Source organism: Actinomadura sp. ATCC 39365, from assembly GCF_054392275.1.
Map to the genome: position 1 here is coordinate 9073162 of NZ_CP184335.1, position 22192 is coordinate 9095353.

The following is a 22192-nucleotide window of genomic DNA, read 5'->3' on the forward strand; positions in this document are numbered from 1 at the left end:
GCCCGCGCCCGCTGACCGACGGGATGTCCTGACTCCGGCCGGCATCCCTGCGCCGGCTGGCCAACGGGATGTGCTGCTCCTGGCCGGCATGCGCTTCGCCGTCGAGCGGCATGCGCATGCCCGGGGCTCTGATCCGGGCCCTGCCGTCAAGATCGTCTCGGGGCGGACGGGCGGGCGGTGACCGGACCGTGCCGCCCAGAACTCGCTAGGATCAGGGGCGACACGAGCCTGGCCGGGTGGGGGATGGTGAGCGAGCACACGCAACGCGGCGGGCGCCTGCGCAGGCCGTTCGCGGCGCTGTCGCGCCTGAGCCGGGTGGGTGACATCCCGGTCGTGGTCATGCTGGCCTGGGCCGGGTGGCTGGCCGTCCCGTGGTCGTTCAACGGTCTCGCGCAGGCCAGGGCCGCGGCAGCGGCGGCCGCCGCCGACGCCGAGCCCCCGCCCTCGTCCCACGCCTCCGACACCGCCCCACCACCGTCAGGGCTCGCCTCCCACGGCACGCCTTCGTCCGCGCTCGCCTCGCACAGCACGCCGCCGTCCGCGTTCGGCTCGGCCGCGCCCGTTGCTGAGGGTGGGGCGCTGTGCGGCCTGGTGGCCGGGGGTGCGGCTCCGGGGTTCGGGGGCTGGCCGGCGGGTGCGGCCTGGGGGATCCCGGCGCCCGCGGCCGCCCGCCCCGCCGCCACCGTTCGTCCCGCCCGCCCCGTCGCCACCGCCGACGCCTTCGCGACCTCGGCCCCACACGCAGCGACCGCCGCCCCGCACACAGCGGAGGCCGTCCCGCACACCACCGAGGCCGCCCCGCACACAGCGGAGGCCGTCCCGCACACCGCCGAGGCCGTCCCGCACACGGCGGAGGCCGTGCACGAGCGGACGGAGGCCGTGCTCGGGCAGACGGAGGCCGTGCTCGGGCAGGTGGACACCGTGCTCGGGTGGCCGGAGGCGGCCCTCGGTGGGGGCGAGGTGGTGGCGGCCGAGCGGGCGCGGATCGCCGGGGAGGTGCACGACGCCGCCGGTCACGGGCTCGCCGCCATCGCCATGCAGGCCGGGCTCGCGCTCGTCGCCCTCGACGACGACCCCGAGCAGGCGCGGGCCTCGCTCCGGGCGATCAGGGAGACCAGCACCACCGCCCTGGCCCAGTTGCGCGCCGCGCTCGACGGCATCGACCCGCCGGCCGCCGACCTGCCCGGTCTCATCGCGGGCGTACGCGCCGCGGGCCTGCCGGTCGACGTCGAGCCCGCCGATCCCGCCGTGCCCGCCCACCTCAGGGCCGCCGTCTACCGGGTGGTCCGCGAGTCACTCACGAACGTGCTCCGGCACGCCGGCCCGACCAGGGCGTCGGTGCGCCTGGCGGACGGCCCGTGCGCCTTCGTCCTGGAGGTGGCCGACCGCGGCGCGGGCTGGAACGGCGCCGCCGAGGGCCGCGGGCTGGCCGGGATGCGCGCCCACGTCACCGAGGCGGGCGGCCGGCTCACCGCCGGGCCCCGCGAGGGCGGCGGCTTCCAGGTGACCGCCCGCTTCCCCCGGTCCGAGGCATGACCGACCCCGGCCCCCACCCGGGCCCGGACGCGCACGCCCCCGCGGACCTGGCCGGGAACAATGCCGAGGGCCGGGCGATCAGGGTGGCGATCGCCGACGATCAGGCGGTCGTGCGGATGGGGCTGCGGGCGCTGCTGGAGCGGGAGCCCGGGATGGAGTGCGTGGGCGAGGCGGCCGACGGCGCGGCGGCGCTCGACCTGATCCGCCGTACCCGTCCCGACGTGCTGCTGCTCGACATCCGCATGCCCGGCACCGACGGCCTGTCCGCGTTGCGCGCCGTGGCCGCCGATCCCACGCTGGCCGGCACCCGGATCGTCGTGGTGACCACGTTCGCCGTCGACGAGTACGTCTTCGCCGCCCTCCAGGCCGGGGCGAGCGGCTTCGTGCTGAAGGACAGCGCTCCCGACGAGCTGGTCAACGCCGTGCGCGTGGTGGCGGCGGGCGAGGCGCTGCTGTCGCCGTCCATCACCAGGAAGGTCATCGGCCTGTTCGGCCGCGGCGGCGCCGAGCCCGTCGAGGGCCTGGGCACGCTCACCCCGCGCGAGCGCGAGCTGGTGGCGTGGGTGGCGACGGGCCGGTCCAACGACGAGATCGCCAGGGAGCTGGTGATCAGCCCCGACACCGTGCGCACGCACGTCAGCCGGGCCATGGTCAAGCTGCGCGCCCGCGACCGGGCCCAGCTCGTGGTGTTCGCCATGCGGGCCGGGCTCGCGCCGCCGGTCTGAGCCGGGCTCGCGGCCCACCTGAGACAGTCCTCGTGCCGCCGGTCCGAGCCGGGCCCCCGGCCTACCGCAGGAAGCCCTCGTAGTTGCGCTGCTGGAGCTGGGCCTCGATCTGCTTGACCGTGTCCAGCCCGACGCCCACCATGATGAGCACGCTGGTCCCGCCGAACGGGAAGTTCTGCTGCGTGCCGGGGTCGCGCAGGATCGCGAACGCCACCAGCGGCAGCAGCGCCAGCACGCCGAGGTAGACGGCTCCGGGCGCGGTCAGCCGCGACAACACGTACGCCAGGTAGCGGGCCGTCGGCGCGCCCGGCCGGATCCCCGGTACGAACCCGCCGAACCGCCGCATGTTGTCGGCCACCTCGACGGGATTGAAGGTGATCGCGACGTAGAAGTAGGCGAAGGAGACGATCAGCAGCACGTACACGCTCATGTAGAGCGGATGGGTGCCGGCGGTCAGGTTGCGCGAGACCCAGGCGCCCGCCTCCGCGCCGAGCAGCGGCGCGGCCAGCGTCGGCACGTAGAGCAGCGACGAGGTGAAGATCACCGGCACGATCCCCGCCTGGTTGACCTTGAGCGGGATGTACGTGCTGCTCCCGCCGTACATGCGCCGCCCCACCATGCGCTTGGCGTACTGGACGGGCACCCGCCGCTGGGCCTGCTCGACGAACACCACCGCCGCCACCAGGCACAGCCCGGACGCCAGCATCACCGCGAACCCGAACGGCGTGAGCACGAAGATCTTCGCCATGTACCCCGGGAACACCGCCACGACCTGCGTGAACATCAGGATCGACATGCCGTTCCCGATCCCCCGGTCGGTGATCAGCTCGCCCATCCACATGACCACGCAGGTGCCCGCGACCATCGTCACCACGATCACCGACACCGCGAGCAGCCCCTGGTCGCGCAGCAGCGGACGGGCACAGCCGGGCAGCAGGTTCCCCGAGCGGGCCAGGGTGACGACGGTGGTGGCGTTCAGGACGGCGAGGCCGACGGTCAGGTAACGGGTGTACTGGGTGATCCGCGCCTGCCCGTTGGACCCCTCCTTCCTGAGGGCGTCGAGCCGCGGCACCACGACGGCGGACAGCTGCAGGATGATGCTGGCCGTGATGTAGGGCATGACGCCCAGCGCGAACACCGACAGCTGGAGCATCGCGCCGCCGCTGAGCATCTGCATCATGTCGAAGACGCCGCCGCTCGCCGAGCCCACGCACTGCCGCACGGCCACGACGTCCACGCCGGGCGCGGGCATGATCTGGCCGAGGCGGAACAGCACGATCAGCCCCAAGGTGAACAGCAGTTTCCTGCGCAGCTCCGGCACCCGGAACGCTCTGGCGAAGACGGTCAGCATGAGCAGGAAGTCTGTCCGCGGGCGCGCCTCGCGTCGTCCGCCCAGGCGAGGCACCCGTGTACGCAGATCCGCGTAGCTTGGGCGCATGACGACCGTGTGGGTGATCAGCGGGCCGCCGGGGGCGGGCAAGTCCACGGTGGCGGCCGAGCTGCTGGCCCGCCTGTCGCCGGTGCCCGCCCTGCTCGACAAGGACACCGTCTACGGCGACCTTGTCGCGGAGGTCCTGCGGGCCCACGGCCGCGACCAGGGCGAGCGCGAGGGCCCCTGGTACGACCGGCACGTCAAGCGGCACGAGTACACCGGCCTGACCAGGATCGCCGCGCAGATCCGCGGCCACGGCTGCCCGGTGCTGCTCGACGGCCCGTTCACCACGCAGGTGCACGACGCGGCCCGGTGGGCGCGGTGGGTGGCGGAGCTGGGCGGCCCGCCCGTACGCCTGCTGTGGGTGCGTTCGGACGGGCCGACGCTGCGCGCCCGGCTGGAGGCGCGCGGCCTGGCCAGGGACGCCGGCAAGCTGGCGGCCTTCGCCGACTACCTGAGGAACATCCGGGTGGACGAGCCGCCCGTCGTGCCGCACCTGGAGATCGACAACCGGCGGGGCGCGCCGCCGGTCGGCGACCAGCTCACGGCGGCGGGTACACCGCCGCGAACACGGCCGGCAGCCGGGGGACGAGCCGGGTGAACCGCCCCTCCTCGTAGGAGGCGCCCGGCTCGTTGCTGAGCTGCTGGGAGACGGGCCCGGCGATCAGGCTGGCGGCCAGGGCGAGCCCCTCCTCGCCCGCGGCGTCGGGATGCAGCTCGCCGCGCTCGACGGCGGCCCTGATCAGCTCGGCGAAGTGCTCGTGGACGGCCAGCGCGGGCGCGTACGCCTCGGGCGAGGGCGCGAACCCCGGCACCGGCCGCCAGAACATCAACTGGGCCAGCACCTGGTTCTCCATGATCCACCGCGCTCCGGCCTCCAGGGACGGCCCCATGGCCGCCAGCCCCGGCTCATGCGGCTCGGCCCCCCGCCGCACGGCCTCCAGGTAGCCCTCCTGCCCGCGCCTGAACAGGGCGTCGTAGACCGCGTGCCGGGACGGGAAGTACTTGTACAGCGACGGCGGCTGGATGCCGAGCCGCCTGGCCACGGTCGCCAGGCTCAGCCCCGCGACGCCCTCCTCCGCCATCACGTCGAGGGCGATGCCGAGGATCTCGGCCTGTGTCTCGGCTCGCCGTCGTGCTCGCCGGTCGGGAATGTCAGCCACATGAATTAGCTTAAGCTATAGGTAGTAGCCAAAGCTATTGGGGGTGTGGCACGTGTCGCGCGACATCGAGCTGATCGGCCTGCGGCAGAACAATCTCAAGGACGTCTCGCTGCGGCTGCCCAAGGAGCGGCTGACGGTGTTCACCGGCGTATCGGGGTCGGGCAAGTCCTCGATCGTGTTCGGCACCATCGCCACGGAGTCGCAGCGGCAGCTCAACGAGACCTTCAGCGCGTTCGTCAGGAACCGGCTGCCCAAGCACGAGCGGCCGCGCGCCGAGCGCATGTCCGGCCTGACCGCCGCCGTGATCGTGGACCAGAAGCCGGTCGGCGGCGGCGCCCGCTCGACCGTGGGCACGATGACCGAGGTGCACGCGATCCTGCGGGTGCTGTTCTCGCGGCGTGGCGAGCCGTCGGCGGGGCCCGCGACGGCGTACTCGTTCAACGACCCGCAGGGCATGTGCCCGGTCTGCGACGGCCTGGGGAAGAAGGTGGAGGCCGACGTCGGCAAGCTGCTCGACGAGGACCTGTCGCTGGACGAGGGCGCGATCCGGATGGCCCCGCCGGGTTCGTACGTGTGGCAGCTCTACGCCAGGTCCGGGCTGTTCGACCCCGGCAAGCCGCTGCGCGCCTTCACGCCGCAGGAGCGCGACCTGCTGCTGTACGGCGGCGGCTTCAAGGTCAACCGGGGCGAGTACACCAACACCTACGAGGGGCTGGTCGCCCGGTTCGAGCGTGTCTACCTCAAACGCGACCTCGACCAGCTCGACAAGGCCGCGGCGCCGTACGTGCGGCAGGCGACGTGCCCGGAGTGCGGCGGCCGGCGGCTCAACGCGGCCGCGCTGGCCTCGCGCATCGACGGCCTGTCCATCGCCGACCACTGCGCGACGGAGGTGACCGACCTCATCGGCCTGCTGGAGGGCCTGGGCGACCCGGTGGCGGAGGCGGCGGTGGAGTCGTTGCGCCGGATCGACGCCATCGGCCTCGGCTACCTCAGCCTCGACCGCGGGACGCCGACCTTGTCGGGCGGCGAGGCGCAGCGGCTCAAGACCGTGCGGAACCTGGGCAGCAGCCTCACCGGCATGACGTACATCTTCGACGAGCCCAGCGTGGGGCTGCACCCGCGCGACGTCCACCGGCTCGGCGACCTGCTGGTCGAGCTGCGCGACAAGGGCAACACGGTGCTGGTCGTCGAGCACGACCGCGACCTGATCGAGCTGGCCGACCACGTGGTGGACATGGGGCCGGGCGCGGGCACGCGGGGCGGCCGGGTCGTGTTCGAGGGCACGGTGGCGGCGCTGACGTCCGGCGGCACGCTGACCGGCCGCATGCTGCGGCGGGTCACCGGGCTCAAGGACGCCGTGCGCGCCCCGGCCGGCTGGCTGACCGTCGAGGGCGCGAACGCCCACAACCTCAAGGACGTCACCGTACGCGTGCCGCTCGGCGTGCTCACCGCGGTCACCGGCGTGGCCGGGTCGGGCAAGAGCACGCTGATGCGCCAGGAGCTGGTCGCCCGGCATCCGCACGTCGTGCTCATCGACCAGTCGGCCATCGGCGGCTCGCCGCGCTCGACCCCGGCGACCTACCTCGACGCCATGGACCCCCTGCGCAGGCTGTTCGCCGGGGCGAACGGGGTGCGGCCGGGCCTGTTCAGCTTCAACTCGACGGGGGCCTGCCCGGTGTGCAAGGGGCGCGGCGAGATCAGGACGGACCTGGCGTTCATGGACCCGGTGACCCGGGTGTGCGACGCCTGCGGGGGCAGCCGGTACAGCGCGGAGGCGCTGTCGTACACGGTGGAGGGCCGCACGATCGCGGACGTGCTGGCGATGACGGCCGAGGAGGCCGCGGGCCTGTTCGACCTGCCGGGCATCGGCGGGCTCGGCGCGCTCGGGCTCGGCTACCTGACCCTCGGGCAGCCGCTCAGCACGCTGTCCGGCGGGGAGCGGCAGCGGCTCAAGCTGGCGCACCGGATGCGCGAGCGCGGCCAGGTGTACGTCTTCGACGAGCCGACGACCGGGCTGCACATGGCCGACGTGGACACGCTGCTGGCCCTGCTCGACCGGCTGGTGGACGGCGGCGACACGGTCATCGTCGTCGAGCACGACCTCGACGTGGTCAAGCACGCCGACTGGGTCATCGACCTCGGCCCCGAGGCGGGCCGGCACGGCGGCGAGGTGATCTTCGAAGGCACCCCGGCCGAACTGACCGAAGCGTCCACCTATACCGCGAAATATCTGGTCAAGTCACTCGATAGTCGTCGTCCCGGACGTCCAGCACGGCCATGTGACCCGGCAGATGACCGATCGCGTACTCCACGCCGCTCGCCATGACCGCCGCCTGCGGCGTCACCCCGCAGGCCCAGAACAGCGGCACGTCGCCCGGCCGCAGCTCCACCGGGTCACCGAAGTCGGGACGCCCCAGGTCGAGCACGCCGATCGCGGCCGGATCCCCCACGTGCACCGGCGCGCCGTGCACCCGCGGATACCTGCCGCTCACCTCGACGGCCCTGCGCACCAGCTCCTCCGGGACCGGTCGCATCGAGACGACCAGTGGCCCCGACAGCGAGGCGGTGGACTCGCACGGCACGTTCGTGCGGAACATCGGCACGTTCCTGCCCTGCTCCAGGTGCCGCACCGGGACGCCGGCGGCCAGCAGCGCCGCCTCGAAGGTGAAGCTGCAGCCGATGAGGAACGGCACGAGGTCGCCCCGCCACTGCCCGGTCACCTCGTCCAGGTCGGCCACGGGCTCGCCGTCGCGGTAGAGGCGGTAACCGGGCAGGTCGGTGCGCAGGTCGCCGCGGAACAGGGCGGTCGACCAGGCGCCCGGCTCGCCCACGTCCAGGACGGGGCAGGCCTTGGGGTTGCGGTGGGCGAACAGCAGCAGCTCGTACCGCAGCGCGGCGGGCACGGCGATCAGGTTGGCCTGCGTCCAGCCGCGGCACCAGCCCGCGGTGGGCACCCGTTCGCCGACGCGGAAGCGGGCCCGCGCCTGCGCGGGGGTCAAGGTGGCGACGTCCACCTCTCGACACTATGGCGACCGGCCCGCACGGTCCACAACGCACTTCACCACGGCAGCCGGCCGTGGGGCTATCGCGGTGTTTTCCGGGTAGCGGGCCGGTTGTGCGATTAGACGTCAACCTCCTCGACTACCTGCTCATCGCGGTCTACTTCGCCACCGTGCTCGCCATCGGGTTCGCCGCCCGCCGCCGGATCAGCTCCAGCCTCGACTTCTTCCTCGCGGGCCGCGGACTGCCCGCCTGGATCACCGGGCTGGCGTTCGTGTCGGCCAACCTGGGCGCGATCGAGATCCTCGGCATGGCGGCCAACGGCGCCCAGTACGGCGCGATGACCGTGCACTACTACTGGGTCGGCGCCGTCCCCGCGATGGTGTTCCTCGGCATCGTGATGATGCCCTTCTACTACCGCTCGAAGGTGCGCAGCGTCCCGGAGTTCCTGCGCAGGCGCTTCAACGGCGCCACCCAGCTGCTGAACGCCCTCATGTTCGCGGTCGCGCAGATCCTCATCGCCGGGGTGAACCTGTACGCGCTCGCCCTGGTCATGGAGGCCCTGCTGGGCTGGCCGCTGCCGGTGTCGGTGGTGGTCTCGGCGCTGATCGTGCTCTCCTACATCACGCTCGGCGGCCTGTCCTCGGCCATCTACAACGAGGTGCTGCAGTTCTTCGTGATCCTCGCCGGGCTGATCCCGCTGACCGTGCTCGGCCTGGCCAAGGTCGGCGGCGTGGCCGGGCTGTTCGACAAGGTACGGCAGAGCGCGCTCGGCGAGGGCGGCCTGCACACCTGGGCCGGGACCGCCGGCTCCAACCCGATGCAGGCCCACTGGATCGGGATCGTCTTCGGGCTGGGGTTCGTGCTCTCCTTCGGCTACTGGACGACGAACTTCGCCGAGGTGCAGCGCGCCCTGTCGGCCAGGAACACCAACGCGGCCCGGATGACGCCGATCATCGCGGCCTTTCCCAAGCTGCTGATCCCGCTGGTCACGGTGCTGCCGGGGATGATCGCGCTGGTGCTCTTCGGCGACCTGGGCAAGGGCCGGGACTACAACGACGCGATCCCGCTGCTCATGCGCGACCTGCTGCCGAACGGCGTGCTCGGCGTCGCGGTGACCGGGCTGCTGGCCTCGTTCATGGCGGGGATGGCGGCCAACATCAGCGGGTTCAACACGGTGTTCACCAACGACATCTGGCAGTCGCACGTACGGCCCGACCGGCCGGACGGCTACTACCTGAAGGTCGGACGCATCGCCACCGTCGCCGGTGTGGCGCTCGGCGTGGGCACGGCGTTCATCGCGGCCGGCTACTCCAACATCATGAACTACCTGCAGGCGTTGTTCAGCTTCTTCAACGCGCCGCTGTTCGCGACGTTCGTCGTCGGGCTGTTCTGGCGGCGGATGACGCCGTGGGCCGGGTTCTGGGGGCTGCTGGCGGGGACGCTGAGCGCCTTCGCGTCGTACTTCGCCTACAAGGCCGGCCTGGTGGACTTCGGCACCGAGCTGAACGCCAGCTTCTGGGGCGCGGGCGTCGCCTTCGCCGTGGACGTGCTGGTGTCGGTGATCGTCACGCTGGTCACCACGCCCAAGCCGGAGCAGGAACTGCGCGGCCTGGTCCACGGCCTGAGCGCCGCGGACCTGGAGGACGACGCCCTCGCCGGCGACAAACGCTGGTACCGCTCGCCGGTGCTGCTCGGCACCGGCGCCGTGATCCTGGCCGCCCTGTTGTACGGAGTGATCCTGTGAGCGACATCCGGATGGTGATCGGCGGGCTGTTCCTGCTGTACGGCGTGATCCTCGTCGTGGCCGGCCTGCTGGGGGACGCGGTGAACCTGTGGACGGGCCTGCCGATGGCCGTCTTCGGCGCCGCCTTCGTCCTGTGGGCCCGCCTCCGGCCCCTCAAGCCCTGACCGCGCCGCCCTCGATCCACCCCACAGCCCGCAGGCCGTACGCCCAGCCTGCGGGCTCCCCATCAGTCCTGTGGGCTCCGCGTCCGTCCTGTGGGCTCCGCGCCGGCACCGCTGCGGCGGCGGCGCGGAGCCGCCCGCGCCCGTTCAGTACTCGACCTCGAAGGTGTGGGGACCGAGGCCGTACCCGTCGCCCCGCGGGACGACGTACCCCTGGTTCGCGAGGACGGCCAGGCTGTCGCGCACCTCGTCATCCTCCAGGCCGGTCGCCCGGATCACCGCCTCCAGGCCGGCCACGCCGCCGGACACCGCCTGCGAGGCCACCGCCTCGTAGACGTGGATGTCGACGTCCGACAGCTCCTGCACGTCATGCCCCTCGGACATCAACGTTGCCTCGCCCCCTCCCTCAGCCTGGCCGGATCGACCTCGCGGTCGGGGAACCTGCGAAGGTATTCCGCCTCTAGCTCATTGGTACGGGAAGTGTGACGTGCCAGAGCATCGTCTGATCCATGGAAGAATGTGTCACTACGAGTGGCATGGAGTTGCCGCAGCTCGCGTACCACATCCTCGTCGCTGAGCTGGGCCGGATCTATTCCCATCGTCGTCATGGGTTCCCCCTACCCCAGACACCCCCGACAATATCTGTCACAATTCCTGACATATAGCCATTGTTTGGGAGCGATTCGTCGCCTTACCTTCCCGGTATGGACCTCGAGCTCAGGCACCTCAGGATCGTCCGCGCGGTAGCGGACGCGGGAAGTGTGAGCAAGGCCGCGTCCCTGCTCGGGCTGGCACAGCCGGCCCTCACCGCCCAGCTCAAACGGATCGAGAGGGTGCTCGGCGGCGCCCTGTTCGAACGTGACCGGCACGGGGCGCGCCCCACGCGGCTCGGCGAGCTGGTGCTCGCCCGGGCGCGCGTGCTGCTCCCCGCGGCCAAGGAATTGCAGGACGAGGCCGTACGATTCGCCCACACCCCCTCCCCCGGCTTCCGCATCGGCGCCACCAACGGCCCGATACTCGGCGGCCTGGTCGACCGGCTGGCCGCGGAGCGCACGGTCACCACGTTCACGTCGTGGTCAACGCACGAGCTGATCAACATGGTCGAGCTCGGCCGCCTCGACTACGTGCTGACCGGCGCCTGCGGCGACTCCGGCACCCCCACGGGAACGCTCCTGTGGGAGACGATCAGTGTCGACCCGGTCTTCGCCCTCGTCGGCGAGGACCATCCGCTCGCCAAGGAGAAGGAGGTGGAGCTGGCCGACCTGGCCGGCGAACAATGGGCCGTCACACCCGGCGACGGCTGCTTCGCCGACTGCTTCGCCATGGCGTGCGCCCGAGCCGGCTTCACCCCCGGAACGATCTACGAGACGGACGTCCCGACCTGCACCCACCTCGCCCAGGTGGGCCGCGCCGTGGTGCTCTGCCAGGCGACCCACCAGGCCCTGCCGGGGCTGGCCATGGTCCCGCTCTCCGGCGCGCCGCTGCGCTGGCGGCAGCTCCTCGGCCGCCACCCCACCGCCCCCGACGCCACCTGGGTGGTCGCCCAGGCCAAACAGGCGCACACCGAGGCCGTACGCCGCAGTCCGGTCTACTCCGATTGGCTCGTACGCAACCCGGTGTACGGCACCGCGCCATAACACCCTGATAGGAGTGAAGTAGTAACTCCTCGCCCCGTGGGCCCGCCGTTACCGTGACGGCACCCCCAGCGGCAGGAGACAACCCAGCTCCACCCGCCGGCGCTGATCGCGGACGCGATCGGCGCATCAGCCATGTCCGCGGCCCGCCACCCGCCACCACGACCGCCGGAACCGCGAGGACCGCGAGGACCCCGGGACCGCCAGGACCATCCGGGCCCCACCCCACCCTGACCCCGCACCCACCTCCAGGCAAGGTGCTACGCCACCTCGTACTCCCACCCGGGGCGCCACTCGAACGGCGCGTCCACCAGATCCTCGATCGGAGTGCCGTCCAGCAGGTGCTGCAACGCCCACCGATTGGCCGAATGGGACACCACCAGCACCGTGGCCCCCTGCCACTCCTCTCGCAGATCCTCAAGGAACTCGACCGTCCCCGCCACGACCTGCCGATAGCTCTGCCCGCCCGGCCACGGAGTGTCGATGTGCCGCCTGCGCAGGGCCGCGACCTCGCTCACCGGCCGTCCGTTGTAACTGCCGTAGTCGCACTCCCTGAGCCGCGCGTCGAGCCGGACCTCCTTCCCACCCCCGAACGCCACCTCCACCGTCTCGACCGCCCTGCGCAGATCCGAGCAGTAGACGACGTCCACCCCCCGCCTCCGCACCCCGAGCTCGGCGGCCAGCTCCCGCCCCCGCTCGGACAACTCCCCGGGCAGCCATCCCGTGGCGACACCGATCTCGTTGTCCACAGTGATGGAGTGGGTCTCGTACACCACCTTGATCGCCATATCGGCACCGTACCTCCCCTCCCAAGCCCTCCCATTCCGCCCACAGCAAACACAACCCCCAACCGAGACCCGAATATGATCGACACGACTCCACCAACCTTGCCCGGCATGGAATGATGTCCGCGGGACCCCGTCCCCATCCGGCCGTGCGGCACTCCCGGATCCGATGCTCTAGCCTTGACATGCGCGAGCCTCACCAAGATCCACCTGCCGCACACCGCATGTCACAACTGAATCCAGGGGCGGTAGCTCAGCCGGTCAGAGCATCGGACTCATAATCCGTGGGTCGTGGGTTCAAGTCCCACCCGCCCTACTCTTCAACACCGCATCCGACCTGGGGTTTCTCGGATTTTGCCAGCCTCCGAGCTCGTTATTGATCATGGTTGGTTGCTCGGTGGTTGCTCTTGTGCACGGACCGTGTATCGCGGTAGATCGTTTAGACGTCCAGCATCAACTGAGACCCCAAAGACGACCACCAGAAGATCAAGCCAGTACGCCCGCTCAGCGTCGCCCATCAGGGACGGCTCCAGGCATGGTCAAGCCTCGGCCAAGTCGACTCGTCTCGCCGGTCGGCTCTCTCGTCTTGCCCACCGGGCGTTAGCGACCAGCAGATAAATGATCCGCTGCTTCTCGCAGAGGGCTGCAGCACCGTCTGCGCGACAGCCGTGGAGGACAGACAAGCAAGGCCCGCCGACGAATCGGGCGGGCCTGCAGGGCTCGCTGCATCAGATGGTGGCGTCGCCGGCGTGGTCCAGCAGTGTGATCAACCGGACGCTCTGGGCACCAGCGGCTGCGGTGTTGATGAGGGCGGCAGCGGATTCGGCGGCGGCACGGGCCACCTCCGGGTAGACGCTGGTGTAGGTGTCGCGGGTAAAGGTGGACGACACGTGCCCGAGCGTCTCCTGCACGACCTTCAGATCGACCCCTGCGGCCGGCATGATCGACGCGGCCCCATGCCGCAGATCATGCAGCCGCACCGGCGGCAACCCCGCCTGGAAGGACAGCAGGTAGAACTGGTCGCTGACCTGCTGCGGATGCAGCGGCCTGCCGAGCTCGTCGGTGAAGACGAATCCGCTGTCCGTCCACGCCTCCCCCGCCGCCAGCCGCTCGGCCGTCTGCCGTTTGCGGTGCGCGCGCAGCGCGGTGACGGTGTCGGCGTCCAGCGCGATGGTGCGGTCGCTGGCTTCGGTCTTCGGTCTGCCCTGCACTGGTTCCCAGCCGAGCTGGGTGATCTGCCAGTGCACCCCTGCAGTCCCGGCGGCCAGGTCGACGTCCTTCCACCGCAGCCCGACCGCCTCGCCGGCGTAGCCCGCGCAGGGCGATCAACCGGTACAGCGCGAACAGCCGATGGCCGGCCGCCTGGGCGAGGAAGGCGAAGGTGTGCGAGGGCGTCCACACCATCACCGGCGACGGACGCGGCACCGACGCGTACATGTTGATCATGAGCGCGCGGCTGAGCCGAGCGCCTCGCCGCCGCTGCTCGACGTCGAGCCGGGCCTGCAGGCCGCGGTTCCAGGCGGCGACCCGCTCATCGGTCCACACCAGCGCCTTGGGCCGCTCGGCGTCAGGGAGTTCGACCACCGCGGCCGGGTTGAAGTCGATCAGCCGATCCTGCTTGATCGCGATGTTCAGCGCGTGCCGCAGGGTGGCTCGGATGCGGTGCATAGTGGCCGGGCTGACCGGCCGCCGATGCCGCACCTGGGCCCGCTCCTCGGGAGCGCCGCTGGCGCGGGCGGTGATGATGACGTCGTTGAACTCCTCGATCGCATCGAACATCCCCGCCACATCCGACACCCGCAGCCGATCCAGCCGGATATCGCCGAGGTAGGGGGTGAAGTACAAGCGGATGTGCGCCTCGTAGGAGCGGCGGGTAGTGGCGTCGATCTTCCGCTTGCGCCGCAGGAACTCCTGCATCCACTCGGCCACGGACACAGTGGGATTAAGGTCCTGCCGAGTGCGGACCTTGCGCCGTACTTCTTCGACCGGCGGCAGGGCCTTGGTGTCCTTGAGCACCGACAGCATCAGCTCGGTGATCTTCCGCTGGATGTGCGGGTCCTCATCCAGCGCCAGCAACGCCCGGGCATGCTCCAGCTCGGCCTCCGCCTCCTCCAGCGTGGCAAAGCCCCGGCGGCGCAGCGGATTACGCCGCCGACCGTCGGCGTGCGCGGGCAGCTCCAGCTGGTAGGCCCACCGGCCATGGGTGCTGCTCCACCACTCCTCGCCGCCCGGACGGCGCAGCTTCGGACAGGCCTTGCCCAGCCGCTTCCCCGTCGCTTCGTCCCGGCAGGAACACGTCTTGAAGGTGGTTCCGTTCATCGTCGCTGTCGCGCCTTTCCGCTTGTTCGCTGACCTCGCGTCGCCGCTTGCTCGACGCCGCACTTCCTGCGGCCCACCCCGCCCCGCCGCCGAACACCGCCGATGCGGTATCGCCCATGTAGGACGCCACCGGCGGCCGTGCGCATCGGGCCGATCCCCGCGCGGGTCACCGCCCAGCGACCCCGGGGTGGGGTATGCCGCACCCCAGGACGGTGGGCGACCCCCTGTCGGCCCGCACAGGCCCGTAGGGGGCCACAGCGGGACGGTCGGGGCCACCCGATTGGCCGGGGCGGTCGGTATCGACGCCCACCTTCACCGCCCACGTCAAGCGATATCCGCTGGTCACACATCCCGGCCCACGCACTGGCCGAACGTGTGATGTAGGGATGTCCTGCTGCTTGTCCCGGTCGTAGGACGCCGGCGGCCAGACACCGGGGCCCCCGCGCTGACCGCAGGACAGCAGCTCCAACCGGCACGGAAGGCACGGAAGGCATCGAGATTCGATGAAGTGGCGGGACTGTACGGTCACCGTCAGACGCCCCGATCTGGTGGGCGAATCACCCCTGTCACTTATCTAAATACCGGCCAGAAAGGCCAAGTTAGGACAGCCCGATAGGCCAACTCTTGGTCAAACCGACATCGGATTCCGAACCGAGCAGCTCGAGCAACCAACAGCAACTCACGATTCAGATCGCGACATACATGGACAAATCACCGCGATAGCTATGTGGCTAAATGTTCAGATTCGACGCATTCGCGTTGACACCTTCACAACCCGTGCGACAGAATGCGGCACGCTCTGGCATGCAGGAACAAAGCTTCGGACTTTTAATCCGTAGGTTCCGGGTTCGAGCCCCGGGCGCCCCACCACTCCATACCCATTGCGACCTGCGCTTTCTCGGTTCTCGCCCCTCTCCTGAGAGGCGCAGGCGGCCGAGTGCATGCTCGTCACGTGCTCTTCGGCACAGGCCCGGCACATCGACAACCCGTCACAGCAGGGGCAGTACACCCTCAGCATTGAGTCGCCTCGCCTTCATCTATAAAGCCCCACACACAGAATCGAGCGCAAAGGGCGGGATGGAAAGGAAACTGAGCGCGACACTCCCGGCCGGGCGTGTCCAGCTGTTCTTACACTCCCAGGCGGTCAAGGGATCAGACGAGAGATGCTCGGCGAATCGCTCCAGCGGCCCTGGGGCACGGGGTGGGCACCGTGTGGTACCTGGAGACATCCTCGGTCGACGACGCCCTAGACGTGCTGGACCTGCTCATCACCTTCAACCTGCTGCCCGGCGCGGAGCGGGCGGGCAAGACCGAACAACTACGCACCTTCCCCAAGTTGCGCAAGCAGCGCCGCCTTCCATGATCTTGTACCCTTACGTCTGTCAACTTTTGACATCCATGCCCGGTAGCCGCCGTTCGTGCCGTTGGCTTAGAGCACCTAACAGAATGATCTCTGTTGTGCTTTGATCTCTCGCTGTAGCCGAGCGAGAGGGGCGCAGGTGGCCAAGCCGAAGCCATGGGAGGTCAGCGATGATCTCTGGGCTGTGATCGAGCCGCTGTTACCGCAGCGTCAGCGGCGGTTCCGGCATCCAGGGCGTAAGCGGCTGGATGACCGGCTGGCACTGCAGGGCATCTTGTTCGTGCTGCACACCGGGATCGCCTGGGAGCACCTGCCGCAGGAGCTCGGCTACGGCTCGGGCATGACGTGCTGGCGACGCCTGGCCGAGTGGAACGCCTCCGGCGTGTGGCAGCGGCTGCATGAGGTCCTGCTGGATCGGCTGCGGGCCGCCGACGTGCTCGACTTCTCCCGGGCCGCGGTGGACTCCTCGCAGATCAGAGCGTTAAAAGGGGGGAGCAGACCGGCCCGTCCCCGGTCGACCGAGGACGAGCCGGCAGCAAGCACCACCTGATCACCGAAGCCACCGGCATCCCGCTCGCGGTGATCCTGACTGGCGCCAACCGCAATGACGTCACTCAGCTGCGCCCGCTGCTGGACGCCATCCCGAAGGTCCGCGGCAAGCGTGGCCGGCCGCGTCAGCGCCCCGACGTGGTCCTCGCCGACCGCGGCTACGCTCCTTGCGGATCGCTTTCTCGGCGATCTGCCGGACCCGGGCCGGCTCGTAGGTCACCTTCAACCGATCGCGAACGAACCCGCGATGCCGGCTGGCCGTCATAGGCGCGGCCCGCTGCAGCTCCACCTCATCGGTCAGCTTCAGCGCCCCCCGGATGTGTGCGACCACGATCGGCGGGACGTCCGCGATCTTCGGGAAGTACCCCAGCCGCTGGTAGGACTTCAGCCACACCGCCAGCGCCAGCAGATGATGCTCATCCTGAGTACGGCCTCGCGCCCACTCCACCTCTGCATCGGTCGGCGTGAACACCTCGGCCAGCTCGCGCGCCGACACCACCCGCCCAAACCGCGGATACGCGGTCCGATCGATCGAGGTCACGCACAACCCCCGAGACCGTCACCAACACGATGACGACCACCTTAACGATCAACCTGCAGCCCGCGGTGTCTTTCTCCCGTATTCCGGCTGCCCCCCATAAGGCGTACTCCTCCCGCGGCAACCGCTCCTATCTGCGCCGGCGCCGCATCAAGGCCGTCATCCCGGAGAAGACCGACCAGGCGGCCAACCGCAAGAAACGCGGCTCCCGTGGCGGCCGCCCGGTCAGCCACGATCCCGATCTCTACAAGCAGCGCAACACAGCGGAACGGTGCATCAATCGGATCAAGGAGTGGCGCGGGCTGGCCTTCCGCTTCGACAAGACTCCCGACAGCTATCTTGCCGGCCTTCATCTACGCGGAGCCATGTTGTGGATCAGAAGCCTTCAACCCATCTGAAGATCCGTACTCCGTACAGGCCCTAGTCGGGGATGAACCGCGCCGGGTTTGTTGGAGACCGGGTTATGTGGCTGGGGTGAGAGTAGCTGAGTTGATCTCTGCGCGGTAGAGGGCTTCGTATTCGGCGGGTGGAAGGTCCTGGCAGGCGCTGTGGAGTCGGCGGTTGTTGTACCAGTCGACCCATTCCATGGTGGCGAGTTCGACGTCGTCCAGGCCCTTCCACGGGCCGCGGCGGTGGATCAGTTCGGTCTTGTACAGTCCGATGGTGCTCTCGGCCAGGGCGTTGTCGTAGCTGTCCCCGCGCGAGCCGACCGAGCTGACCGCGCCGGCGTCGGCGAGCCGGTCGGTGTAGCGGATGGATAGATATTGGCAGCCGCGGTCGGAGTGGTGCACCAGCCCGTTCAGCGTGTCGGTCTGGCCGCCGCGGCGCCACAGGGCCATCTCCAGCGCGTCCAGTGGCAGGTCGGTACGCAGGTGGTCGGTCAGCCGCCAGCCGACGATCATCCGCGAGTAGACGTCGATGACGAACGCGGCGTAGACGAACCCGGCCCAGGTGTGGATGTAGGTCAGGTCGGCCACCCACAGCCGGTTCGGCGCCGGCGCGGCGAAGTCCCGCTCGACCAGGTCGGCCGGCCGCGGACACAGCGGCTCAGCGATGGTGGTGCGGCGCTTGTGATCGCCCCGGACCGCGCCGGACAGCCCTAACCTGCGCATCAACCGGGCGACCGTGCAGCGGGCCACGGCCACGCCCTGGCGGTTGAGCGCCTTCCACATCTTGCGCACCCCGTACACCTCGAAGTTGTCGTTCCACAGCCGGATGATCTCGGCCGACAGCTGCTCGTCGCGTCGCTGCCGGGCCGAGGGCGGCCGGTTGCGGGCCGCGTAGTACGTCGCCGGCGCGAGATCGAGCACCTGGCAGATCGGTTCGACACCGAATTCGTCGCGGTGGGCGTCGATGAAGGCGACTATCTGGGCGGTCGGGGGTCGAGTTCCCGGGCGAAAAAAGCGGCCGCCGACTTCAGGATCTCATTGGCCCGGCGCAGTTCACGGATCTCCCGTTCGAGCTCGGCGATCCTCTGCGCATCGGCTGTCGAGGTGCCCGGCCGCTGTCCTCCGTCGACCTCGGCCTGCCGGACCCAGCTGCGCAACGCTTCGCGGTGGACGCCGAGCTGCTGGGCGACCCGGGCGATGGCGCCTGGCGCGTTGCCGGTCTGCTCGCGGACCTCGAACACCATCCGCACCGCGCGCTCACGTACTTCCTGCGGGTACTTCCTGGGGGCTGGCATCGCGTGTGATTCTCCCTTCCGCCAGCACGATCATGCTGGCTTCAGGGCCTCCAAGAAAGTCGGTGCGGTTCAGGGAGGGCAGCGGCGGAGTAGCTGGCTTCATTCGCGCGTGACGCCGACGCGAAGGCACGCTGTTGTCCTGATCGTGCCTGCGATGGACGCGCCTAATGGTGTCGCTTCGGCTCGGAACAGGCTTCGATGGCCGATCTGGCCGTGGGGCCGTCTCCCGCCGCTTGCGCGGCTCGTCTCTGCCTGGCTCGTCTGCTCCTTGTTGCCTGCTCGGCACAGGCGCAGGTACGGGCACAGACGCTGGCCGGGGACGCTTCGTTCTGGAGGGCGAGCTCTTCGGTATGGATTGCGCCTGTGGTCCCGGTGCTGGTGCCGTCAATGCTGGTACCCGTTGGGTCTCGGCCATCCGCTTTCCGAGATCGATTGGCCGGCCCTCCGCCAGGTCCCCGCGGACCAACACGCACAGCTTCTCGACGTCGAACATCTGGCGTGCCTGCTCGGAAACATATTCGGTCGGACAAGCGGGGTCTGCATAAGCCAAGGCCGCGCTTGGTTCACTCAGCAACTCAAACGTCAATGCACCCGCGATAATAATTCGACCCAAAAGCTCGGAAGCTTCGATCTTCCGGTCATTTGTATGGCATTCCCGAATCACCAGATTCCTCCAGAGGGGTTTGTCTACGTCAAGGATGTACCACTACCCCTCGCATGACGACAAGGAAACGGAATGCGCAGCACAAAGACTTGAAATCGCACCGAACCCCGCGCCCATCGACTCTCATTCCAGCACCCCGGCGCTCAGCCCTACGGCAGGACATAAGAGTCGTTGAACGCGCCAGAGGTGAGGTGATCGCGCCGCTAATCTGCACCCAGCTCCGGGCACCATACGCTTTCGGTCACCGCTTGCAGGGGCTCGGCAAGCGCGTACCAGGAGGAGGAAACAACGCTGGGCGCGCATTTGCGCCATGCACGATGACGGAGGGAACAGCTCCTCCAGTTGAAGGCCCCGCCTGCGCCACTGGACAGGACACCTCAACGATCGAGCAGTCGGAGGCGTCAAATACCCTTAGCACCTGAGGGCTGCACCGCGTCATCGCATGCGCAGCTGGACGCTAGAAACCCCCACCCTCGCCATCAAGATAGCGACGTACGCAGGCTGTCGCCCGTCTCGGACTCCACAACCTGGCCACCACGGTCTGGACGTCCTGCAGGGGCTAACCTCTCCCCGTTCTGGCCAGCAGGCGGAGAAACCGGGAAAACGCCGTATCATCTGGCACTATTGACCGTTGCCGGTGAGCGCACTCGCGATCCCAACTCAACCGTTCAACATCTCGGCCCAGGCGTGCAAGCTCCATCAGAAGAGGAAGATTGCGCCCGTCTTAGCGTAAAGCTCACAGACATTGGGAAATGTCTTCTGCCAGCTAATTGACCGATTCTGCCACATGCCATTCATCGTCGCCGTGACCGAGCCTTGCCCCTCGGGGCACCGACGGGGTGGACGACTGGGGAGACGGTCGAAGTCTCCGTCGACGGCATCGATGGAGGCACATGCAGCCTCGCCGTACGGGTGCCCCTGCGTCGGATTCGGACATTGCACGTAGACGGCCCTCATCGTGGTGCCTCCATGGGCCGTAATGGAGAGGAAGACCGCGTTCGGCCGGGCAGCACCGTAGGCCGGGATGGCTGCGAGGACGAGACCAGCACAAAGACCGGCATTAGCGGCCAGCAGAGGCAGGCGCATCGACGCTCCAAACTTTTGGCGACATAAAGTAGTTACAACGCTACATTAAGTGCTTGCCTCAAGTCTGGTATCTACCAAGTAAGCCTCACGAGACTGAATCGCTTCTCCTTCGAGGAGCGGCTTCCGCGAAGCCGAACCATCCACCCCACCCCTCCCCGCATCCATCACCCAGGGAGAGCCCTGGCGAGACGCGGCCGCTCGCCAACACGCCCAAGATCAGCCTTGACGATCACCGGCGAAGCGACCCAATCCGACAGAGACACAGCGACGTACATGAGATGGCAGCGTCACGAGTCTTCAAGGTGCGGCCAAAGCCGAGTGGATGTCCGCGGCGTCGCAGCTACGCTACGCTCCGTAACGATCAAGAGCATCGGAGGTCAAGGACATGCCTGACATCGGCCCGCGAATGCGTGGTGTTCGCATCCGGACTCTGCTTCTAGGAGGCGGAGCTGCTGCCGTCATAACCGCCGCGATAGCGCTGAGCGGCGCCGGAACGGCCCACCCCAACGACCAGCGAGGCTCTGCAGCTCAAGCCGTGGACGCTCGGCCAGCCGTCGCCGGCCACGATGCCTCCAGGCCAGCTCCGCTAGAGCACAAGGCCAGCGTCTCATCCGCTCTCCCCGCACCGGTGTCACTCGCCCTCCCCCGCAAAGCTTCCGACCGAGACGAGAGGACGAGCAGCGCCAAGGAGAGGAGCACGGCCAGAACCCGTGCACACTTGCCTGAGCCGCACCGTCGCCACGGGCTTCCGCACTCAACAGCGACAGCCGGTCCCGCAGCCGACCGCCACCCATCGAAGCCGAGCAGCCAGGCAAAACGCGTAGCGGACGACCCACGCCCACCCTCATGGGACCTGTCCAGTTGGGGTATCAGCCCATCGATGATCGGCACGAAATGCGACGAGTTGTTCCCACCTCGCGCACGCGAGTACCGGCTACGCAATATCGCATGCCACCACGTCTTCAACTGATTCACCGAGGACATTCCGCTTGATCGCCTCACAGCAGTAATCGTTCCTCTATCCCATGAGCGCACGGTGCCAAGCAGCACGCGCCAGGCCTGAGGCGGGTGGGGCGGGTCGGCCAGCAACGACGGTCCGGCGATGCGGCAGCCGAGGCGGCTGTCAGCATGCCGGGACCGCGGTGAGGCGTGCGCAACGGCACCGCCGCGTTCAGCTTACGTCGTCAGCAGGCTGGGGCCGATCTTGCAGACTCATCTCGGCGACCTTCGCCCCGCGGAAGAGCTGGACGGCCTGCAGCATCTCGGCCTGGAGCCAGCGGGCGCTGATCGAGCTGGTCGGCACGCCTGAGGTGTCGTGCTTGGTCGTGACGGTGTTCTGGGCTGAGTGGGCGTCGGCCAGGGGTGCCTCGGGAGCGAACAGGTGGCGGCGAATGGCTATGTCGGTGAAAACGAGAGCCGTTTGTCGGCGGATGGCTCTCATGATCGAAACGACCGTAGGGCCGTGTTGGTGAGTTTGAGAGCCACCTTGGCGAGCTGGTCGCAACCTCGGACCGGGTTTTGGCGGTAGTCCGGCGGGGTTGACGACGGTTCGGTGACGGCGGGCTTGGTGCGGTTGGCGGGGCGAGAGAGGATCTGCAGCACCGTCCCTCCGGGCTTCGGCGTGCCGTCCGAGGGTGTGCAGGGTCTGACCGGACCACCAGGCGGTCACGGCACAGCCGATGTGGTGGCCGGCTTCGCGCAGGAGCACCAGCGCCACCTGGTAGGTGTCGGACGCGTCGGTGAGACGTCCGGCATGCGTCTCCACCGCTACCGCTGATGGTCAGTCACCATCAGCGGTAGCGGTCATGC

The 22192-nt window shown here is 69.2% G+C and carries 20 protein-coding genes, 1 tRNA gene, 2 pseudogenes and 1 other annotated feature; of the genes and pseudogenes, 12 read left to right on the forward strand and 11 right to left on the reverse strand.

Going from position 1 to position 22192, the window contains the following annotated elements; all coding sequences use genetic code 11:
• Positions 1-246: 246 nt before the first annotated feature.
• A complete protein-coding gene (locus tag ACNF49_RS43835; RefSeq protein ID WP_498703447.1) occupies positions 247-1536 on the forward strand; it encodes a sensor histidine kinase in 1290 nt (429 codons plus the stop codon).
• The gene (locus ACNF49_RS43840) at positions 1533-2261 is read left to right on the forward strand and encodes a response regulator transcription factor (protein WP_498703449.1); all 729 of its coding nucleotides are present in this window, start codon (positions 1533-1535) and stop codon (positions 2259-2261) included. Before ACNF49_RS43835 ends, ACNF49_RS43840 begins: the two co-directional genes overlap by 4 nt.
• A gap of 61 nt (positions 2262-2322) precedes the next feature.
• On the opposite strand, the gene secY is transcribed toward ACNF49_RS43840, so the two are convergent.
• A complete protein-coding gene (secY, locus tag ACNF49_RS43845; protein ID WP_482941408.1) occupies positions 2323-3612 on the reverse strand; it encodes a preprotein translocase subunit SecY in 1290 nt (429 codons plus the stop codon).
• A gap of 85 nt (positions 3613-3697) precedes the next feature.
• Here secY and ACNF49_RS43850 point away from each other — a divergent pair, with 85 nt between their 5' ends.
• Positions 3698-4294, forward strand: coding sequence for a P-loop nucleotide/nucleoside kinase family protein (locus tag ACNF49_RS43850; protein ID WP_357987055.1), 597 nt, complete (start codon positions 3698-3700; stop codon positions 4292-4294).
• Here the strand turns inward: ACNF49_RS43850 and ACNF49_RS43855 are convergent.
• Positions 4236-4856 carry a TetR/AcrR family transcriptional regulator gene (locus ACNF49_RS43855; protein ID WP_357987058.1) on the reverse strand — a complete coding sequence of 207 codons (621 nt, stop codon included), beginning with the start codon at positions 4854-4856 and terminating at the stop codon, positions 4236-4238. The two genes, ACNF49_RS43850 and ACNF49_RS43855, sit on opposite strands and share 59 nt — an antisense overlap.
• A gap of 52 nt (positions 4857-4908) precedes the next feature.
• On the opposite strand from ACNF49_RS43855, the gene ACNF49_RS43860 reads away from it, so the two are divergent.
• Complete coding sequence (locus tag ACNF49_RS43860) at positions 4909-7182, forward strand: excinuclease ABC subunit UvrA (protein WP_482941409.1); 2274 nt, start codon at positions 4909-4911, stop codon at positions 7180-7182.
• Here the strand turns inward: ACNF49_RS43860 and ACNF49_RS43865 are convergent.
• Positions 7091-7870 carry a putative hydro-lyase gene (locus tag ACNF49_RS43865; RefSeq protein WP_482941410.1) on the reverse strand — a complete coding sequence of 260 codons (780 nt, stop codon included), beginning with the start codon at positions 7868-7870 and terminating at the stop codon, positions 7091-7093. The two genes, ACNF49_RS43860 and ACNF49_RS43865, sit on opposite strands and share 92 nt — an antisense overlap.
• 101 nt (positions 7871-7971) lie before the next feature.
• Here ACNF49_RS43865 and ACNF49_RS43870 point away from each other — a divergent pair, with 101 nt between their 5' ends.
• Together ACNF49_RS43870 and ACNF49_RS43875 are read left to right on the forward strand one after the other, a co-directional pair.
• Positions 7972-9603: a sodium:solute symporter family protein gene (locus tag ACNF49_RS43870; RefSeq protein ID WP_357987066.1), complete on the forward strand. Its 1632-nt coding sequence runs from the start codon at positions 7972-7974 to the stop codon at positions 9601-9603.
• Positions 9600-9767, forward strand: coding sequence for a hypothetical protein (locus ACNF49_RS43875; RefSeq protein WP_352353608.1), 168 nt, complete (start codon positions 9600-9602; stop codon positions 9765-9767). Before ACNF49_RS43870 ends, ACNF49_RS43875 begins: the two co-directional genes overlap by 4 nt.
• A gap of 144 nt (positions 9768-9911) precedes the next feature.
• On the opposite strand, the gene ACNF49_RS43880 is transcribed toward ACNF49_RS43875, so the two are convergent.
• Together ACNF49_RS43880 and ACNF49_RS43885 are read right to left on the reverse strand one after the other, a co-directional pair.
• Positions 9912-10148 carry a hypothetical protein gene (locus ACNF49_RS43880; RefSeq protein WP_357987069.1) on the reverse strand — a complete coding sequence of 79 codons (237 nt, stop codon included), beginning with the start codon at positions 10146-10148 and terminating at the stop codon, positions 9912-9914.
• Entirely contained in the window at positions 10148-10372 is a 225-nt protein-coding gene (locus tag ACNF49_RS43885) for a DUF6158 family protein (RefSeq protein WP_125631040.1), read from the reverse strand. The genes ACNF49_RS43880 and ACNF49_RS43885 overlap by 1 nt, the downstream gene beginning before the upstream one ends.
• 96 nt (positions 10373-10468) lie before the next feature.
• Between ACNF49_RS43885 and ACNF49_RS43890 the strand changes: the two genes are divergently transcribed.
• A complete protein-coding gene (locus ACNF49_RS43890) occupies positions 10469-11401 on the forward strand; it encodes a LysR family transcriptional regulator (RefSeq protein WP_357987072.1) in 933 nt (310 codons plus the stop codon).
• 257 nt (positions 11402-11658) lie between these two features.
• Here the strand turns inward: ACNF49_RS43890 and ACNF49_RS43895 are convergent, their stop codons facing one another.
• Positions 11659-12186, reverse strand: a complete 528-nt coding sequence (locus ACNF49_RS43895; protein ID WP_357987075.1) for a histidine phosphatase family protein — start codon at positions 12184-12186, stop codon at positions 11659-11661.
• Positions 12187-12425: 239 nt separating this feature from the next.
• Between ACNF49_RS43895 and ACNF49_RS43900 the strand changes: the two genes are divergently transcribed.
• Positions 12426-12499: transfer RNA gene (locus ACNF49_RS43900), tRNA-Ile, on the forward strand.
• Positions 12500-12911: 412 nt separating this feature from the next.
• Here the strand turns inward: ACNF49_RS43900 and ACNF49_RS43905 are convergent.
• The gene (locus tag ACNF49_RS43905) at positions 12912-13430 is read right to left on the reverse strand and encodes a tyrosine-type recombinase/integrase (protein WP_482941411.1); all 519 of its coding nucleotides are present in this window, start codon (positions 13428-13430) and stop codon (positions 12912-12914) included.
• Between the two features lie 103 nt (positions 13431-13533).
• Between ACNF49_RS43905 and ACNF49_RS43910 the strand changes: the two genes are divergently transcribed.
• From ACNF49_RS43910 to ACNF49_RS43920, 3 genes and pseudogenes are all read left to right on the forward strand, one after another.
• Positions 13534-14535 carry a hypothetical protein gene (locus ACNF49_RS43910; RefSeq protein WP_482941412.1) on the forward strand — a complete coding sequence of 334 codons (1002 nt, stop codon included), beginning with the start codon at positions 13534-13536 and terminating at the stop codon, positions 14533-14535.
• Positions 14536-15703: 1168 nt separating this feature from the next.
• Positions 15704-15865, forward strand: a complete 162-nt coding sequence (locus tag ACNF49_RS43915) for a hypothetical protein (RefSeq protein ID WP_482941413.1) — start codon at positions 15704-15706, stop codon at positions 15863-15865.
• Positions 15866-16001: 136 nt separating this feature from the next.
• A pseudogene (locus tag ACNF49_RS43920) lies at positions 16002-16573 on the forward strand (IS5 family transposase); the annotation flags it as partial.
• Here the strand turns inward: ACNF49_RS43920 and ACNF49_RS43925 are convergent.
• Positions 16473-16952: a DUF4158 domain-containing protein gene (locus ACNF49_RS43925; protein ID WP_482941414.1), complete on the reverse strand. Its 480-nt coding sequence runs from the start codon at positions 16950-16952 to the stop codon at positions 16473-16475. The pseudogene ACNF49_RS43920 and the gene ACNF49_RS43925 sit on opposite strands and share 101 nt — an antisense overlap.
• An 89-nt stretch (positions 16953-17041) precedes the next feature.
• Here ACNF49_RS43925 and ACNF49_RS43930 point away from each other — a divergent pair.
• Positions 17042-17347: pseudogene (locus ACNF49_RS43930) on the forward strand (IS5/IS1182 family transposase); the annotation flags it as partial.
• Between the two features lie 63 nt (positions 17348-17410).
• On the opposite strand, the gene ACNF49_RS43935 reads toward ACNF49_RS43930, so the two are convergent.
• The 3 genes from ACNF49_RS43935 to ACNF49_RS43945 form a co-directional block, all read right to left on the reverse strand.
• Positions 17411-18633, reverse strand: a protein-coding gene (locus ACNF49_RS43935) for an IS3 family transposase (RefSeq protein WP_482939532.1) whose coding sequence is annotated in 2 segments (ribosomal slippage) — positions 17411-18354 and positions 18354-18633 — 1224 coding nt in all. Because the reading frame shifts where the segments join, the coding sequence is not laid out codon by codon here.
• Positions 18242-18355: a sequence feature (AL1L pseudoknot), on the reverse strand. It overlaps the preceding gene by 114 nt.
• 1363 nt (positions 18634-19996) lie before the next feature.
• On the reverse strand, positions 19997-20383 hold the full coding sequence (locus ACNF49_RS43940; protein ID WP_482941415.1) for an SSI family serine proteinase inhibitor: 387 nt from the start codon (positions 20381-20383) through the stop codon (positions 19997-19999).
• A 1171-nt stretch (positions 20384-21554) separates the two neighbouring features.
• Positions 21555-21824, reverse strand: coding sequence for a hypothetical protein (locus ACNF49_RS43945; RefSeq protein ID WP_482941416.1), 270 nt, complete (start codon positions 21822-21824; stop codon positions 21555-21557).
• Between the last annotated feature and the right edge of the window lie 368 nt (positions 21825-22192).

Excerpts from the sequence above, each read along its gene's own strand:
- ACNF49_RS43840 (WP_498703449.1), top strand. The coding sequence starts at position 1,533 with ATGACCGACCCCGGCCCCCACCCGGGCCCGGACGCGCACGCCCCCGCG.
- secY (WP_482941408.1), bottom strand. The coding sequence starts at position 3,612 with ATGCTGACCGTCTTCGCCAGAGCGTTCCGGGTGCCGGAGCTGCGCAGG.
- ACNF49_RS43850 (WP_357987055.1), top strand. The coding sequence starts at position 3,698 with ATGACGACCGTGTGGGTGATCAGCGGGCCGCCGGGGGCGGGCAAGTCC.
- ACNF49_RS43880 (WP_357987069.1), bottom strand. The coding sequence starts at position 10,148 with ATGTCCGAGGGGCATGACGTGCAGGAGCTGTCGGACGTCGACATCCAC.
- ACNF49_RS43885 (WP_125631040.1), bottom strand. The coding sequence starts at position 10,372 with ATGACGACGATGGGAATAGATCCGGCCCAGCTCAGCGACGAGGATGTG.
- ACNF49_RS43890 (WP_357987072.1), top strand. The coding sequence starts at position 10,469 with ATGGACCTCGAGCTCAGGCACCTCAGGATCGTCCGCGCGGTAGCGGAC.
- ACNF49_RS43895 (WP_357987075.1), bottom strand. The coding sequence starts at position 12,186 with ATGGCGATCAAGGTGGTGTACGAGACCCACTCCATCACTGTGGACAAC.
- ACNF49_RS43910 (WP_482941412.1), top strand. The coding sequence starts at position 13,534 with ATGGCCGGCCGCCTGGGCGAGGAAGGCGAAGGTGTGCGAGGGCGTCCA.
- ACNF49_RS43940 (WP_482941415.1), bottom strand. The coding sequence starts at position 20,383 with ATGCGCCTGCCTCTGCTGGCCGCTAATGCCGGTCTTTGTGCTGGTCTC.
- ACNF49_RS43945 (WP_482941416.1), bottom strand. The coding sequence starts at position 21,824 with ATGAGAGCCATCCGCCGACAAACGGCTCTCGTTTTCACCGACATAGCC.